Raw genomic sequence first — 14,323 nt, 5'->3', positions numbered from 1 at the left:
CAGCGGGTCCCCTCGGGCCTTCGGCCCTCCGGAGGCCACCGCCTCCGGCGGTGGGCCGGGGCGTTCCGCCCCGGCTGGACCCGCTGCGCGTGTCCGGCGCCCGGCTTCGCTCGGGCGCGGCCGGCGCTTCGCGCTCGGCCTGGGCTCGCCTCCGCTTCGCTCCAGCGGCCCGATTGGCTGAGGCCCGGTCAACTCGCTGGCCTGGGTTTTTGGCTGACGGAAGGGCGGCCTGCGGCCGGGCTGACTGGAGGGAGGGGTGCGGCACGATGCTCGGGTGCGGGCATCGTGGGGCTGGGGTCGGGGAAGTGCCAGCACGGGCGGATCGGTCCGGTGAGTGATCTGGACCTCTCGGGCGCGGGGTACCCCTGATCTGACGGCCCGTCAGAGTGCTTCACTTCTAAGCGTCAGCAGATCCCGCCTGATGTGGCCTCCCCCCTGGGCGGCTGGCCTCTCCGGGCCGCCTCGAAAACGGCCCAGATAATCGGCTGACTTTCACCCAGAATTCCCGTCGTCCCGCGTATCAGAATCCGGCGTGAGAAAATCCCGCCGGACAGCCTGTGGGCATTCTGGGGATTCGGTTCCCTTTGGAGTCCCCTTTGGAGTTCTCTTTGGGGTTCCCTTTCGAGTTCCCTTTGGAGTTCCCTTTGGAGTTCCCTTTCGAGTCCCCTTCGACCGCTGCCGCCGGGTCGGCGGGCACGGGTGCTGACCTGGTGGTCAAGGGGCGGGCGGGCGGGGGCACAGCACGCCGACTTCTTCCCCTGGAGCCCTCTCGGCGGCGGGTCCGGGAAGCGTGCTGTCCCGGTGGGGCTGTCGCGCCCGGCGGAGGGGTGGGGGTTGGGGGGTGTTCGTGCAGGTCACAGGGCGCGACAGCACTCCCTGTCGCGCCCTTTTTGGCGGGGGTGTGACAGGGGGTCGTGACAGCTCTGTTCAAGTGGTCGAGGTGCCCTCGGCCGGGCGGTTGCGGGTGCGGTGCGCCTTCGGGGAGATGGTACGGCCGGGGCCGGGTCGTCCAGGCGCAGCACGCGGTGGCGGCCCGGCCGGGTCGGCTCCGTCGTCCGGCGGGACGGGAGCCGCTCGAGGTCGCGGGGCCTCGGCGGTGTTGGCCGTGGGTGCCGGCCGCCCGGTCGAGGAGAAGAAGAACAAGCACAGCGCAGCGTCACCGAACACCGGGTGCCGCCGCCCACCACCCTCCCTCTCCTCTCCTTCGTCGGTCGGGTCGGGGGCTCCCAGGGGTAAGTCGGAGTTGGACCGGGCGAACTAACCGGGTCTGACCTGCGGGTATGCCACGATGGCGGCGGGGCGGGGGTGTCTGTAGACGAAACCAGATACGAAACCGTCAACGAAACCGGAACCGGCCCCGAAAGCTGATCAACGAAACCGGATACGAAACCGGTCCGGGCCCGGCCCCGGGCCGCCGCCCGCCCCCTTCACCACCGCGCCGCGGCCGCCGCCAGGCGGTCGCAGGAGGAGAGGCCGAGCGCCGGTGAGCGGCCCGCCCCGAGACCGACCGCGCCCCACCCCGCACACCACCACCCACCACCAGGACCAGGCGCACAGAGGTAAGTCGGGCCGGTGAGAACGCCCGAAAACCGGGGCTGAGCTGCGGAAACAGCCGGGTGGCGGGCGCGGGTACAGAACCCTAAACGAGCAGCCAAACGAGCGGGTAAACGAGCACCTAAGCGAGCAGCCAAACGAGCAGCCAAACGAGACCTGGCGCGGCGGTGCTCGGCGGCCTGGCCGCCGTCGTCGTCCGGCCCGGCCGGAGCCGGCCTTCGGCTGCGCCGCCCGTTCCCGCTCGATCGCGGCGGCCGCCACCAGGCGGTCGCGAAGGAAGAGGCCGAGCGCCGGTGAGCGGCCCGCCCCGAGACCGACCGCGCCCCACCCCGCACACCACCACCCACCACCAGGACCAGGCGCACAGAGGTAAGTCGGGCCGGTGAGAACGCCCGAAAACCGGGGCTGAGCTGCGGAAACAGCCGGGTGGCGGGTCGAGGTGGCGAGACCCCGCACGAGACCCCGGGCGAGACCCCGTACGAGACCGCCAGCGAGACGGCCAGCGAGACCCCGTACGAGACCCAGCGCGGCGGTGCTCGGCGGCCTGGTCGTCGTCGTTGTCCGGCCCGGCCGGGCCGCCGAGGGGACCGGCGCAGCGCTGCGGCTCCGGTTCGGCGCAACCACCGCCCGCCCGCGACCGAGGCAGCGGACGCAGGGGGCGTCAGGCGGCCTCTGCGGCCCTGCTGGGCCCCCGCTGGGCCCTCGGGCCAGGCGGGCGGCTGCGCAGCGGCCGGGGCGGCCTTGTGGCCGCTTGGCGGTCCGCCCGGCCGGGCGGCGGAGAGAACCGGCTCCCCGGGTCGGCGCGCGCAGCAGGTGGTCGTCCTCCCGCTCCACCTGGTGCCGCGTCGCCTGCTCCGCTGCTCGGAGGCTTCGCCCGGCCCGGGAGGGGCCCAGGGAGAAGTAGTCGGCGCCGGTGGACAGTGGACAAAGTGCCTCTGAGCAGGGCTGATGCCGGGCCGGACGGCGGAGCTTGGGCAACCCCGAGTAGCAACCTCCAGTAGCAACCTCCAGTAGCAACCTCCAGAAGCAACCTCCAGAAGCAACCTCCAGAAGCAACCGGTGCCCGGCCGGGCCGGCGGCCACCGACGCCACCCGTCCCGGGGGGCGCAACCAGAAACCACCAGCACGCCGCAGGCGCAAACCCCAACCGACAACTGCAACCGACAACTACCCAAAGACCAGGAAAGAGAAGGGGTTGTCGGAATTTCCCGGCCGCCGCACAGGTGCCCTGAGCTGCGGTGATGCCGGTTCGGGCCGGGCGGTGGTGTGCTCACGAGACACCCGAAGAGGTGGTCCACAAGGCACCCCAAGAGGTGGTCCACAAGGCACCCGACAAGACTCCGGCCCGGAAGGCCGGCCGCGCCGCCGGGCCCGCGTGCTCGACGGCCTGGCCGTCGCCGTCGGCCAGCCGCAGGCGCCCACCACCAGCCAGCGCAGCGCCGCCGATCCCGCCCGACACCACCGCCCACCCACCACCACAGCAGGAGAAGGGGCCACAGGAAGGGATGTCGGAATTTCCGGGGACCTTGGATGGGGCTCTGAGCTGCACGTATGCCGGTCTTCCGCTGGACCCGGGGGACCGGCGTCAGGACCTGCGTCAGGACCCACGTCAGGACTCAGGCCAGGACCCACGTCAGGACCCGGCTGGACACAGCTGGACACAGGTGACACAGCCGTGTCGCGCGACGCTCCCACTTGGGGAAACGCCTGTGTCATGACACAGCTGGACACAGCTGGACACAGGTAGCCGGCTCCGGCCGCGCCACGGTGCGGGCGGCGGTGGACAGGGCCGCGGGAGCCGCGTTTCTCCTGGACAGCGGGGCGTTTCCCCTGGACAGGCCCGGCCGCCGGGCGTGACCTGGGCGGGGCCGGGCAGGTTGTGCGGGCATGACGTACCCCTCGACCGATTCTCGGCGGCGCCTGGGCACCGGGCTGACCGCGCTGCTGCCCCCTGCGGCTCCCGCTGCGGCTCCCGCCACGTCCGCGAGCCACCGCGCCGCCGAGCAGCTCCTGCTGCTGCGCGAGGCGGCGGTGCCGGTGCTGGTGCTCACCGCGGCGGTGGAGTTGCTCGGGTTGCTGGCCGACAGCCAGGACGTGGTGACCCGCGAGGCGGCGGCCGCGACGTCGGCCCGGCTGCGCGCGGCCGCCGAGGCCACGGCCGCGACGGGCCGGTGAGTTCCGGTGGTGCGGAACTCACCGGTGCAGGTCAGGTGCGGGTCGGGTCGAGGGTCGGGTCCTGGCGCAGGGCCAGGGAGATGCTCTGGGCGGCGCGGCCGGCGCTCAGGTGCTGGATGGGGCGGTCCTGGGCGTCGACCAGGTAGGTGAGCGGTTCACCCAGGCCGACGAAGGCGATCCAGCCTGCGCCGCTGCGGTTCTCGGTCCAGCCGACCAGGCGGTCGTCGCGGGCGACCAGGGCGAGGCTGTTCTGGTCGGCCCAGCCGCGGATCTCCCAGCCGGGGCCGATCTCCGGCAGCGGCCGGGAGTAGGTGGTGGGGCCCAGGCCCCGCCGGTCGAGCGGGAGCAGGTCGAGCGGGTCCGGCTGCGCAGCCGGCTCGGCCGGTCCAGCGGGTGCAGCGGCGCTTGTTCCTCCGCGAGGAGGTATCGGGGCCGGGCTGCGACCGTCCTGAATACCTCCGCGCGGAGGAGTGAGGTCAGCTCCGCCGGACGGGACCGGCGCCGGGCCGGGAGCGGGCTGCGGCCGGTCGGCGGCAGGCTCGGCAAGGTCGGGCGCATTACCTCCGCGAGGAGGAACAAGGGTCGGTGCGGCCGCTTCGACGGGGGCCTGCTGCCGGGCGGGCATCCCCGCGGCCGGCGCCCAGTCGCCGTATCCGTGCAGCGTCTCGTAGCGGATGGTGCCGCCCAGGCGCAGCATGCGGCCGGTGAGGGCGTCGAGGCTGGTCTCCAGCAGGCGCAGCGCCTCCACCGCGCGTACGTCGTCGCTGGTCCCGGCGGCGGTGGCGTCCAGGCGATCCAGGTAGGTGTGGGCGATGCGCTGCACGCGGGCGGCCAGGTCCAGGAACTCCCGGCGCTGGGCGGCGCCCCGCTTCGGGTCGCCGTCGGGCCCGCCGTCATTACCTCCGCGAGGAGGAACAAGGGTGGCGGCCACGGCGTCCTGGTGGCGCTCGGCGACGGTGCGCCGGTATGCCTTCGACTCGCAGGCCCGGTTGCACGACTTCTTCGGCCGGCCGCGGCCGGTGTGGGGCGGCAGCTCCTTTCCGCAGCCCCGGCACGTGCGCTCCGGCTTGTCCTCACTCCTCCGCGCGGAGGTATCACTGACCATGATCCGCATCGTAGGCGGAGCCTGCGACGCCTACGGGCCCGGACCGGCCTCGACCGCAGCCGGGCGGGCCGGCACCGGCTGCTGCGCAACGCGCTGCACTTCGCGCTGCGCGTGCTGCACTGTCCGGGCCCGGCGCTGCGCGAGGGCGGTCCGCCGGCCGATGCCCTCCGGCGGCCAGCAGTTCCTCCATCGGGTTTGCAGCCAGGACGTAGGCGGTCCCCTCCCCAACACCGGGCACTGCACCCGCACCGCTGTATTCATGCCGGGAGTGATGACCGAAATCACTCCGGGAATCAGGTTCGGCCGGGCAGGTAATTCACGCGCGGGCGCGGTGCTCGGACGTATTTTCGCGCGGATGATTCAGAGAAGAATGCGAGAAAATCCCGCGCGGAATGCACTGCATCTCCGCTGGGTGTTTCGGGTCGCGGCCGGGCGCGGCCGCATCCGGGTGTCGGCCGGGGCCGCACGAAGGTGACGCGGGCGCCCGGTGGGCCGTGACCCGGTCCATGGCGGCGGCCCCGGGGCGGGCGGGTGCCCGGCCCGGGGCCGCGGGGTGGGGGTCGGTCAGTGGTCGGTGCGGGCGGTGAACTCGGCGCGGGCGGCCTCCAGGTCGCGGTCGGCCCGGTCGTACTGGGCCCGGTAGTGCTCGGCCAGCTCCTCCGCCGCGGTGCCGGCGGCCGGGTCGCCGTGCTCGTCCCAGGCGTGGACCAGGGCGTGGGCGGCGTCGGAGAGGTCGCCCAGAACCGCCTTGCGCACGGACAGCCAGCCGAAGCGGCCCATGCGGTCGTCGGTCGGGCAGCCGCCGGCCTCGATGTCGGCCAGGCGCTGTTCGTGGGCGTGCAGGTCGGACTTGGCCTGGTCGGGCGTCGGGTACTCGGCCGCGAACTCGTCGGGGGTCTCGGACACGGGGGTGGTCTCCTTCCCGGCCTGGCCGGTGGTGGTGAGGATGGCGGGCAGGCCGGTGCGCAGCGCGTGGTCGGCTGCCTCCAGGAGGGCGCGGGCGCGGGCGGTGCCGGGCTCCAGAGCGGCGTCGGTCAGCAGGACCAGGACGTCCTCCAGGTCCTCGGCCTCGCCGTGGTGGTCCGCCCGGTGCAGGGCCTCGACGGCCTCGAAGAGGAACGCGGCGAACAGCTCGGCGCTGATGTCAGCCGCTTCGGCGCCCAGCAGGCGGGCGAGGGCGGGGCCGTGGGCGGCGGCCAGGGCCGCGAGGGCGGCGGCGTCGGGGTGGCGGTTCACGCGGCCGCTCCGATCAGGACGGCGGCCGGGAACAGCCCGACGACGATGTGGGCGGCCTGGTCGACCAGCGGCGCGCCGCCCCGCTCCAGGAACCCGGAGGAGCCGGTGCGGGTCATCCACCAGGTGATGACCCGGCGGCGGTCGATCAGGCCGTGGGTGCCGGCCGCCCAGGCGAGCGCGGCCGCCGTCGGCCAGGTGCCGGTGGTGAAGCCGAGGGCGAGGCGGGCGACGGCCAGGGTGGCGAGCATCGCGGCCAGGTGGGCGCCGACGTGCGCGGCGTTGGCGAGCCAGCCCCGCAGGCCCGGCCCGGCCTTGTGGGTCGCCATGTGGTCGGTCTGGGCGAGGTAGTCCCCGGCGAAGTGCGCGACGAACAGCGCGATGAACGCGAGGGTGGCGGCCTCGGCGTTGTGCGGGATCATGGGCGGTGCCTCCGGTCTGGTGACGGGTCGGGTGGTGGCGGGGCGGCCGGCCTTCTTCGCGGGATGACGGCCGCCCCGTGTGCGTACGCGGTCAGTCGGTGGAGTCGGGCGCAACCCGGCCGGTGCGCCGCAGGGCCGTGTCGTACCTGCGCTGCATCGCCGAGCGCAGCCGCTTCGGGTCGTCCTCTTCGGGGTCCACGAGGCGCGCCAGCTCGGTCCAGCTGGTGCCGCGCTCCTTCAGCGCGACGATCAGCGCGCCCTGGCGGTGGGTCAGCCGCTCCAGGAACCAGGACACGGCGCGCAGCTGCGCGGCGGCGTCGTCGCCGTCGGCCTTGACCTCGGCGAACACCATCGGGTCGCCCAGCGCGGCGAGCACGCTTCCGAGGTGGACAGAACGGGCCAGCCGCAGCCAGCCCTGCGGGTCGTCCTCCTCGGTGAAATCGACGGCCCAGCCGCTCTCGGTGTCCGTGATGCCGATCATGGTTCCTCCCGACTTGGTGTACGCGTTTGCGTACGTCTCTAATGTACGCACCTGCGTACAGATCTGACAAGGGGTCAGGTCCGGGTCCCGTTGCGGGGTTCCACGGCAGGGGCGGGGCCGGCCGCTCTGCAGGCTCGCGCGCCGCCTGTCCCAGGCCGGGCGTGCGGCGCTGCGACCAGCAGAAACGGGGTGGGACAGTCCTACGTCCCACCCCGTTGTCCCAGCCCGGCGCTCGGGCCGGGCGGTCAGATCTCCAGGTCCATCCAGGCGATGTCCTCCAGCGTGACGTCCAGGCCGTCGGCCCGGCGGCCGCGGTCCTGGAAGTAGTGCTCGCGCAGGCCGTCGGCGAGGATGCGCTCCTGCTCGGCGTCGCTCGCCCCGGCGTCCCGGGCCTCGTACAGCCGCCGGGCGACGTCGCCGGGCATGTGCTGGGTGATCGTCCGCTCGCGCGGGTCGTCGGTCGACCCGCCCGCCGCGGTGTACCCGAAGCGGGCCGAGACGTGCAGCATGAAGCCCGCCGACTCCGCCTGCTTGCGCACCCGCTTGCGCACCCGCGGCTGCCAGGTGGCCCGCACCCGCTGCTCGATCGCCTTCGCGGCGGCGGGCTTCGGCGCGCTGGCGCCCTTGAGCCACCGCTGCACGGTGCGCTGCGAGACGCCCAGCTCCGCCGCCAGCGCCTTCGTGCTGCCCTTCGCGCCGCGCAGCAGGTGCCGCAGCCGCGCCGGCGCGCCCTGCGGGATCTGCCGGGTCCGCCCCGCCCGGTCCAGGCCCTCGTCGATCTCCCCCATGCCGTTCTCCTTCCTGGCGGCCCCCGTCCCGGGGGCTCGCGGTTCGTCGGGTACGGGCGGCCCGCCGGACGGGTGCCGGCGGGCCGCGCGGTGCTACTCGTCGGCGGAGACGGCTCCGCCGGTCTTGATGTGCCGGGCCGGGTTCGCGCCGTCGGCGAGCAGCTCGGCGATCTCGGCCATCGGCCGGGAGCCCTCGAACTTGACCATCCCCGGCGACACCCCGAGGCGCAGTGAGGCGGTGAGGGTGCCGTCGGCGCGGGTGAGGACGTCCAGGGCGCCGGGGCCGGGTGCGGCGAACACGGCGCAGTCGGAGAGCACCGCGAGGGCGTGCAGGCCGGTGTCGGCGGCCATCTTGCGGAGCTTGCGGTGGAGGTTGACGGTGGCGGTGTCGATGATCAGGGCGCGCATCAGCGGGTCCCAGGTCGGGCGCTCCAGGGCCGCCCACCGGTCGCCGGGCTTGTAGCCGTGGCCGCGGGGGCGCTCGCGCATCTTGCCGACGGCGCCCTTGGCGGTCTGCTTGATCGCGGTCAGCACCGCGACCTCCGCCGGGTCGCCCTGCTTGACGGCGGCCATCGCCTCGAGGAAGGCCACCGGGTCGGTGTCGGCGAGGGTGAGCGGCACGCCGAGCGCGGCCATCGTGTCCAGGTACGCCTGGCGCAGGCGCTTGTGCCACGGGTCCAGGTACGGGCCCGACTCGTGCCGCAGCCAGCCCTCCAGCGGCTGCGGGCGGGCGCCCAGCTCGATGGCGTAGGCGACCTTCACCGTCGAGTACCAGGCCGGTCCCATCGGCCGGGAGCCGTCCGGCGAGAAGGGCGACGGGAGCAGCGGGTTCGTGTCGACACCGGACAGGTCCACCAGCCACGACCCGGGCACCTTCGGGTCGAAAACCGGGTGCAGTTCGTGGACCGGGCCGGACAGCGGCAGGGTCAGCCGTCCGGCGGCGGCGAGGAACGCCATGTTCACATCGAGGCCGACCGCGAACGGCGCCGCCTGCTCGGCGTCGGTCAGGTCCCGGTGCCAGTCCCACGCCTCGGTGACCAGGGCGCCGTGGGCGTCGCGGTCCTGGGCGAGCGGGTGCATGTCCGGGACCTCCGGCGGTGCCGGGTCGAAGGCGTCCTTGGGGCGGGAGCCCTCCACCGCGCCGGACGTCCAGCCGGCCTCGGTGCGCACCGCGCGGGTCGGCGGGCGCAGCGCGGTCACCAGCTCCAGGCCGGACACGGCGGTGGAGCCGCGCGGGGTCAGGACCCGGGTCGCGTAGGTGCCCAGCAGCCGCGCCAGGTCGGCCGGAGCGAGGCCATCGGGGATCTGCCAGCCGCCGGACGCGAGAGCGCCCCAGGCGGGGATGCACATCTGCACACAGACCCGCTTGCCGTCCTCGGGAGTGCGGTAGATCCGCGCCCACGGGCCCAGCCCGCGCTGGGTGAGCAGCCAGCCGGCCTTCTCCAGCGCCTTCACCGACTTGTGCGTCTTGGGGAGCTGGCCGAGGCGGGGCACGAACTCGGTCTTCTCGTCCCGGCCCATCCGCGGCAGGCCCAGCTCGGCGAGGGCGGCGTCGGTGAGCACCACCAGGGCGTCGCCGTCCTTGCCGTGCCGGTGCAGCCTGGGCGCGCCGAACCGCTGCTCCAGCGCCCACTCGACCACGGCGGCCAGGGTGCGGGCGGCCGGGGCGGTCGACGCCACCGTGCCGTCGGCGAGGTAGGCGACGAGCGACTTGCCTTCCGGGGCGACGTCGAGGACCGCGAGGGGGCCGGCGGAGAACCGGGCCGCCGCCGCCTGCTCCCAGTCGGCCGGGCCAGCCGCAGCCGTCCTCGCCGGGGCCTTGCGTGCCCGCGAGGACGCGGCCGGACGCGACGACGCCGCGCGACGCACCGGCGCGCCCGCCGAGACGGGGGCGGGGGCCGCCTGGCGGGGCGCGGCGACCGGCGCCACCACGGCGGCCTGCTCGGCCGCCACCGGCTGCGGGGCCGGCCCCGAGCCGGCGGCGGCGGTGCACCAGCCGCCCATGTGCAGCGGGCGGCCCTGCGCCCGGTACGGCGTCGGCCGCCCGCACCGCACGCACGGCTGCGGCGGCCCGGCGACCAGCTCCCCCGCCGCGTCGCGGTCAAGCTCCACCGCCTGACCCGACTCCTGACCCGACTCCTGACCCGACTCCTGACCCGACTCCTGCGCCGTCTCCTGCGCCGTCTCCTGCGCCGCGGGGCCGCCGAACGCCTCCGGGACGTCGGCCGCAGCCCGGTACCCGGTGGCCGGCGCGGCCGACGGGGCCCGCAGCCCGGCGGGCGCCAGGCCCGCCGCCTGGGCGCGGCGCAGCCACTCGGTGGGCTCCACCGTGCCGTGGCGCAGGGCCAGGGCCGCCAGCAGGCGGATGTAGGCGCCGCGCTTGGGCGGGCGCGGGTCGGTCGACCCCGCCTCCCAGCGCACGATCGTCTCCCGTCGCGTCTTCAGCGTCTTCGCCAGCTCCTCCTGGGTGAAGTCGCCGGCCTTGCGCAGCCGCTCCCGCTCGGCGGGCACCGGCAGGTCGTCGGCGGGCTTCGGCCGCTCCAGCAGCGCGTCGACCGCCGCGAACAGGTCCTCGGAGTCGGACATGGTCACCTCCCCTTTCCACCCCAGCATAGCGTGAAAGTAACTTCCGGATCGCACTTTTGAATGTAACTCACTCGATTGGGTGCCCACTTGGGCGCTTTCGTCTCAAACGATCTTGACCGGCGGGGCCCCACAGGGCCGCTGAGCGCCTCTTCGCGGTGATCACCGCCCGCCAGGACCCGGCGGGCGGTGATCGGCCGTCAGAACGGCGCTGAGGCCCCTTCCTGGGCGTACGCGGGGGCGTACTCGTCCAGGTGCTGCTGGTAGGCCGTCCACGCTTCGTGGCAGACGTCGCACCGGCCGTCCGGGTGCGAGGCCGCCCGGCGGCAGCCGCCCAGGCCCTCCAGGCACCCGCCCTCGAACACCGGGCCCTGCTGCCGGGGCAGGCCCAGGTGCTCCTGCGCCCGCGCCAGCTCGGCCTCCGCCGCCTCCTGCTGCTTGGCGGCGTGGTGGCAGTCGGCGCAGTGGCCGGACGTGCGGACGGCGGGCTTGTTCCCGCACGCCACGCAGCGCGGCAGCTCCGCGTCGGTCAGCGCCTGGGCGCACGGCACGCACCGGCCGTCCGGGTCGGCCGGGTTGACCGGCCGTCCGCAGCCGTCGGCGCAGCGGGGCAGCGCGTCCTGCTCGGCCTGCCGGGCGCACCCCGAGCACAGCGCGTCCAGCCGGGCCGGGTTGGCCGAGCGGCCGCAGCCGGCAGAGCACGGGGTCTTGCACCGCGGGCACAGCTCGCCCGCGACGTTCACCGGCCGGCCGCACTGGCCGTCCTGCCCCGGGCACTCGTGGTCCGTGCGGCGGCCGAGCTCCTGCGCGACGGTGCGCGGGGCCTGCTGCGGCAGCACCGGCGCGTCGGCGGGCACGGCCGCCGGAGCCACGGGCAGGTGCTTGATGCGCCAGGCGATCACCGAGGCGGCGTCACGCACCGGGTCCTTGCCCGGGGCGGTCAGGATCGCCCGCAGCATCTCCACCGGCCAGCCCGCCGCCAGGCGCAGGTCCAGCTCCGCACCCTGGTCCGCCAGAGCCGGGCCGAACACCCGCAGCTCCGGATGGGTCGCCCCGATCGACAGCAGCAGCATCACCCCCGCCGACGCAGCCGGAGCCGCCGAGGCCCGCGCCGGGGTGGCGTCACCGGTGACGCCACCCCCAGCCGGCTGCGGCGCGACCGGCGCAGCCGGAGCCGCCGCCCCGCCACCCGCGACCGGTCCGCCGGTCTGCTCCCGCTGCTCCTGGACGACCTCTCCGCCGTCCGTCCGTCCGTCCGTCCGGTTGTCAGCGTTCGCGCTCGCGCACGCGTCTGGGTCAGGGATGGACGGAGGGACGGGAGGAGTCGCCGGTTCAGTACTTGGGTTAGAGGTACTGGTTTGGGGCTCTTGTAGTTCCCCCGTGGACGACTTGTAGTTCCCCCGTCGACGACTTGTAGTTCCCCCGTGGCTCGGTTCCGGGGTCTCCTCACGGGGGGTCTCAGAGTTCCCCCGTGAAGTGGATCCGTCCCCGGCCAGGTCGGCCGACTTCCTGGCGCGGGGCTTGCCCTTGTCGGAGCGGACGGTCTTGCCGGGCGCCGGGGCGATGGGCGGACGGTTCTTCGGAGTCAGCGGGTCGAGGCCCATCCGAGCCCGCTCCTGGTTGGTCCGCTCGATGTTCGGAAACCAGTCGTAGGGGATCAGCAGGTCGTAGACCACGGGGCGCCGGTCGGCGCGGATGTGACGGGCCAGCGACTGGTCGCCCTTGGCGATGAGCCCCCGGCGCGTCAGCGACCGCCACGCCCGCTTCACCGACTCGGTGTCCAGCGTCGTCCGCTCGGCGATGGTCTCCTTGGACTGGAAGGTGCCGCAGCCGTCCCGGCTCGCCGTCTCCGACATCGTCGCCAGGACGGCGAACTCCTTCAGGTCCGCGATCGGCGCGTCGCCGCTCAGCACCCAGATCATCGGTTCCAGGCTCACCGGGCCACCTCGATTTCGGCGGAGACCGCCAGGAGCAGCCCGGCCTGGACGGTGCGGTGGCGCGCGGTGCGGCGCGGCGGAGTGGTCATCACGCGGCCGACCGTGGCGGATCCGGCCTGTGGACAGAGGAGCCGGATCGCGGAGAGGGCCGCCGACTCCAGCCCGGCGAGAGCCGCGGAGCCGTGACGGCCGATGGTGGACAGGGGCGAAAAACCGCCCGCCCGGGTGTACCGGGAGTGCATGTTCGAGCCTTTCAGGCCCGGCACCGGTGTCTGCCAGGGAACGCCCTGGGTACACTCGGCCGTAGACCAATGGAGCGGTCGAGCTAGAGCCCCGAATCCAGTCCGTAGCGCTAACTGCGGACACCAAACGGATGAGGGGCTTCTTGCTGACCTGATCTTGGGTGTGTGGTGGAGAGGCTACGCCTTGTGGTCGGAAGGTTCCGGCCGGTTTCCGCAGCGTAGGCCGTGCGGCCCGCCCGACATCGAGACGGGCCGCTGCTTGCCTGTCACGCCTGGGGGCGCAGCGACGACGTCCAGCGGAGGATCGTGGATCCGCCAACGACCTTGACGGCCACCTCGACCACGCGGCCGTCGATGAGCGTCACGGTCCGGACGACCTGCGTCACGACGACGTCCCCCGCGGTAAGTCCGAGCGCAGACTTTTCCGCCTCGGTCGCCAGGCGGGATGTCACCTCTTCCAGCACCTCGTCCTGAGCCACGCCCAGCCGCTGGGCCGCCAGCTCGCGCGATCCGCCCGTGGACACCGGCTCGGTGAGCTCCGGGGTCACGGCGATCACGTACGCCGGGTAGTAGCTGCTGCTGAGGTGGACCGGGACGCCGCCCCTGGACACGACCCGCCGGCGGACGTGAACGGGCGTGCCCGGAGCCACGTCGAGGCGCGGAGCCACCAGCTCGTCCGCCCCGATGGTGCCGATCTCCAGGATCTGGGAGGACTCGCCGCCGCCGAGGGCGCTGCCGGTCGCCGCGTACGTCTGGACGCGCGAGGCGATGTTGTTGCTGGTCGGGCCCGCGACGATCGTTCCGACGCCAGCCTTGGCGATCGTCAGGCCCTCCATCTTGAGCACTCGGAACGCCCGGTTCGCGGTCGTCCCAGCGACGCCGAACTGCTCGCAGACCTGCCGCTGCGACGGCATGGTCTCGCCCGGCTGGAGCTCGCCGTCCTGGATCTTTCGCCGGTAGTGCGACGCGATGTCCTCATATCCCACGTTTTCGGACACAACGCCCTCCCTTCTGGTGTGGTGCTAGGCCCATTCGTCGGTGTGGTGGTGCACCACGAGACTAGCCCAAGTAATGCACCTGCGCTAGCACTAGCGCTTGAGGGGTAGAGTGGTCTACATTGTTGCCACGGCGTCAGGAACGCTCCTCCGGGGCGGGTCTGACGAACCGTTCGTTGCTTGTGATCACCCAAATAAAGGACCCGGACCAGCGCGGCCAGCAGGCCGGTTTCCGGGAGGGCACGCGGAGTACCGGCATCGACTTGTCTGCCACCGGCTCTGGTCCTATGCGCTTCCGGGTCACAGCGGCGGCGCCGGAGAACCACCGTCGTTGGTGGAGAGCAAAAAATGATCTTGCGACGAGGGGCCCGCCCGCCTTCCTGGGGGCGGGCCACTCGCGTCCGAGCTGTATCCAGCCGTGTCCCGCTCGCCGGGGCCGGCCGGTGGCCGCTCGGCCACTGCACCACCACCTGACCCCGGGCAACGACGCCCAGGAAGGGAGCGCCCGTGCGCACCACCGAGGAGAGCGGGGCCGCCCAGCGGCCCGACCGGCTGACCATTCGGGTGAGCCGGGACGGCGGCCGGACGTACGAGACGACCGTGCGGGTGCGCGCGGAGGAGCGGCTGTGGCCCTGGCGCCTGGGCAACTGGCCGGAGTGCCGGTGCCCGCAGCACCGCCCGTCCTGCTCCTGAACGAACGCGAGCGGCCCCCCGCAGGCGCTACCGACGCCTGGGCCCGGGGGGCCGCTTGCTTGGCCGACCACATCACTGGAGGACCGATGAACGACCGTACCAGCGACCCCGTCCC

At 73.8% G+C, this 14,323-nt stretch carries 11 protein-coding genes; 2 read left to right on the top strand and 9 right to left on the bottom strand.

Features of this window, described 5'->3' with window-relative positions; genetic code table 11:
• The first annotated feature begins 3,441 nt into the window (after positions 1-3,441).
• A complete protein-coding gene (locus ACIOFR_RS38260; protein ID WP_401004839.1) occupies positions 3,442-3,729 on the top strand; it encodes a hypothetical protein in 288 nt (95 codons plus the stop codon).
• A gap of 31 nt (positions 3,730-3,760) precedes the next feature.
• Here the strand turns inward: ACIOFR_RS38260 and ACIOFR_RS38255 are convergent, their stop codons facing one another.
• From ACIOFR_RS38255 to ACIOFR_RS38215, 9 genes are all read right to left on the bottom strand, one after another.
• The gene (locus ACIOFR_RS38255) at positions 3,761-4,834 is read right to left on the bottom strand and encodes a hypothetical protein (RefSeq protein WP_401004837.1); all 1,074 of its coding nucleotides are present in this window, start codon (positions 4,832-4,834) and stop codon (positions 3,761-3,763) included.
• A 564-nt stretch (positions 4,835-5,398) separates the two neighbouring features.
• Positions 5,399-6,070 (bottom strand): hypothetical protein, encoded by a 672-nt coding sequence (locus tag ACIOFR_RS38250; protein ID WP_401004835.1) that lies wholly within the window; start codon positions 6,068-6,070, stop codon positions 5,399-5,401.
• Complete coding sequence (locus ACIOFR_RS38245) at positions 6,067-6,489, bottom strand: DUF3307 domain-containing protein (protein ID WP_401004833.1); 423 nt, start codon at positions 6,487-6,489, stop codon at positions 6,067-6,069. Before ACIOFR_RS38245 ends, ACIOFR_RS38250 begins: the two co-directional genes overlap by 4 nt.
• Before the next feature lie 91 nt (positions 6,490-6,580).
• Positions 6,581-6,970 carry a hypothetical protein gene (locus tag ACIOFR_RS38240; protein ID WP_401004832.1) on the bottom strand — a complete coding sequence of 130 codons (390 nt, stop codon included), beginning with the start codon at positions 6,968-6,970 and terminating at the stop codon, positions 6,581-6,583.
• A gap of 245 nt (positions 6,971-7,215) precedes the next feature.
• The gene (gene tpg / locus ACIOFR_RS38235; RefSeq protein WP_401004830.1) at positions 7,216-7,758 is read right to left on the bottom strand and encodes a telomere-protecting terminal protein Tpg; all 543 of its coding nucleotides are present in this window, start codon (positions 7,756-7,758) and stop codon (positions 7,216-7,218) included.
• Positions 7,759-7,851: 93 nt separating this feature from the next.
• Entirely contained in the window at positions 7,852-10,344 is a 2,493-nt protein-coding gene (gene tap, locus ACIOFR_RS38230) for a telomere-associated protein Tap (protein WP_401004829.1), read from the bottom strand.
• Between the two features lie 197 nt (positions 10,345-10,541).
• Positions 10,542-12,278 (bottom strand): hypothetical protein, encoded by a 1,737-nt coding sequence (locus ACIOFR_RS38225; RefSeq protein ID WP_401004827.1) that lies wholly within the window; start codon positions 12,276-12,278, stop codon positions 10,542-10,544.
• Positions 12,275-12,520 (bottom strand): hypothetical protein, encoded by a 246-nt coding sequence (locus ACIOFR_RS38220; RefSeq protein ID WP_401004825.1) that lies wholly within the window; start codon positions 12,518-12,520, stop codon positions 12,275-12,277. Before ACIOFR_RS38220 ends, ACIOFR_RS38225 begins: the two co-directional genes overlap by 4 nt.
• Before the next feature lie 266 nt (positions 12,521-12,786).
• A complete protein-coding gene (locus ACIOFR_RS38215) occupies positions 12,787-13,518 on the bottom strand; it encodes a GntR family transcriptional regulator (protein ID WP_401004823.1) in 732 nt (243 codons plus the stop codon).
• Positions 13,519-14,022: 504 nt separating this feature from the next.
• On the opposite strand from ACIOFR_RS38215, the gene ACIOFR_RS38210 reads away from it, so the two are divergent.
• Positions 14,023-14,208, top strand: a complete 186-nt coding sequence (locus ACIOFR_RS38210) for a hypothetical protein (protein WP_401004821.1) — start codon at positions 14,023-14,025, stop codon at positions 14,206-14,208.
• Positions 14,209-14,323 lie beyond the last annotated feature (115 nt).

It is taken from the genome of Kitasatospora sp. NPDC088346 (assembly GCF_044740765.1).
GTDB lineage: Bacteria > Actinomycetota > Actinomycetes > Streptomycetales > Streptomycetaceae > Kitasatospora.
This window is presented reverse-complemented; position numbering and strand designations above follow the sequence as displayed.

Coding starts and splice junctions, on each gene's coding strand:
- tpg (WP_401004830.1), bottom strand. CDS start 7,758: ATGGGGGAGATCGACGAGGGCCTGGACCGGGCGGGGCGGACCCGGCAG.
- ACIOFR_RS38220 (WP_401004825.1), bottom strand. CDS start 12,520: ATGCACTCCCGGTACACCCGGGCGGGCGGTTTTTCGCCCCTGTCCACC.
- ACIOFR_RS38255 (WP_401004837.1), bottom strand. CDS start 4,834: ATGGTCAGTGATACCTCCGCGCGGAGGAGTGAGGACAAGCCGGAGCGC.
- ACIOFR_RS38245 (WP_401004833.1), bottom strand. CDS start 6,489: ATGATCCCGCACAACGCCGAGGCCGCCACCCTCGCGTTCATCGCGCTG.
- ACIOFR_RS38260 (WP_401004839.1), top strand. CDS start 3,442: ATGACGTACCCCTCGACCGATTCTCGGCGGCGCCTGGGCACCGGGCTG.
- tap (WP_401004829.1), bottom strand. CDS start 10,344: ATGTCCGACTCCGAGGACCTGTTCGCGGCGGTCGACGCGCTGCTGGAG.
- ACIOFR_RS38240 (WP_401004832.1), bottom strand. CDS start 6,970: ATGATCGGCATCACGGACACCGAGAGCGGCTGGGCCGTCGATTTCACC.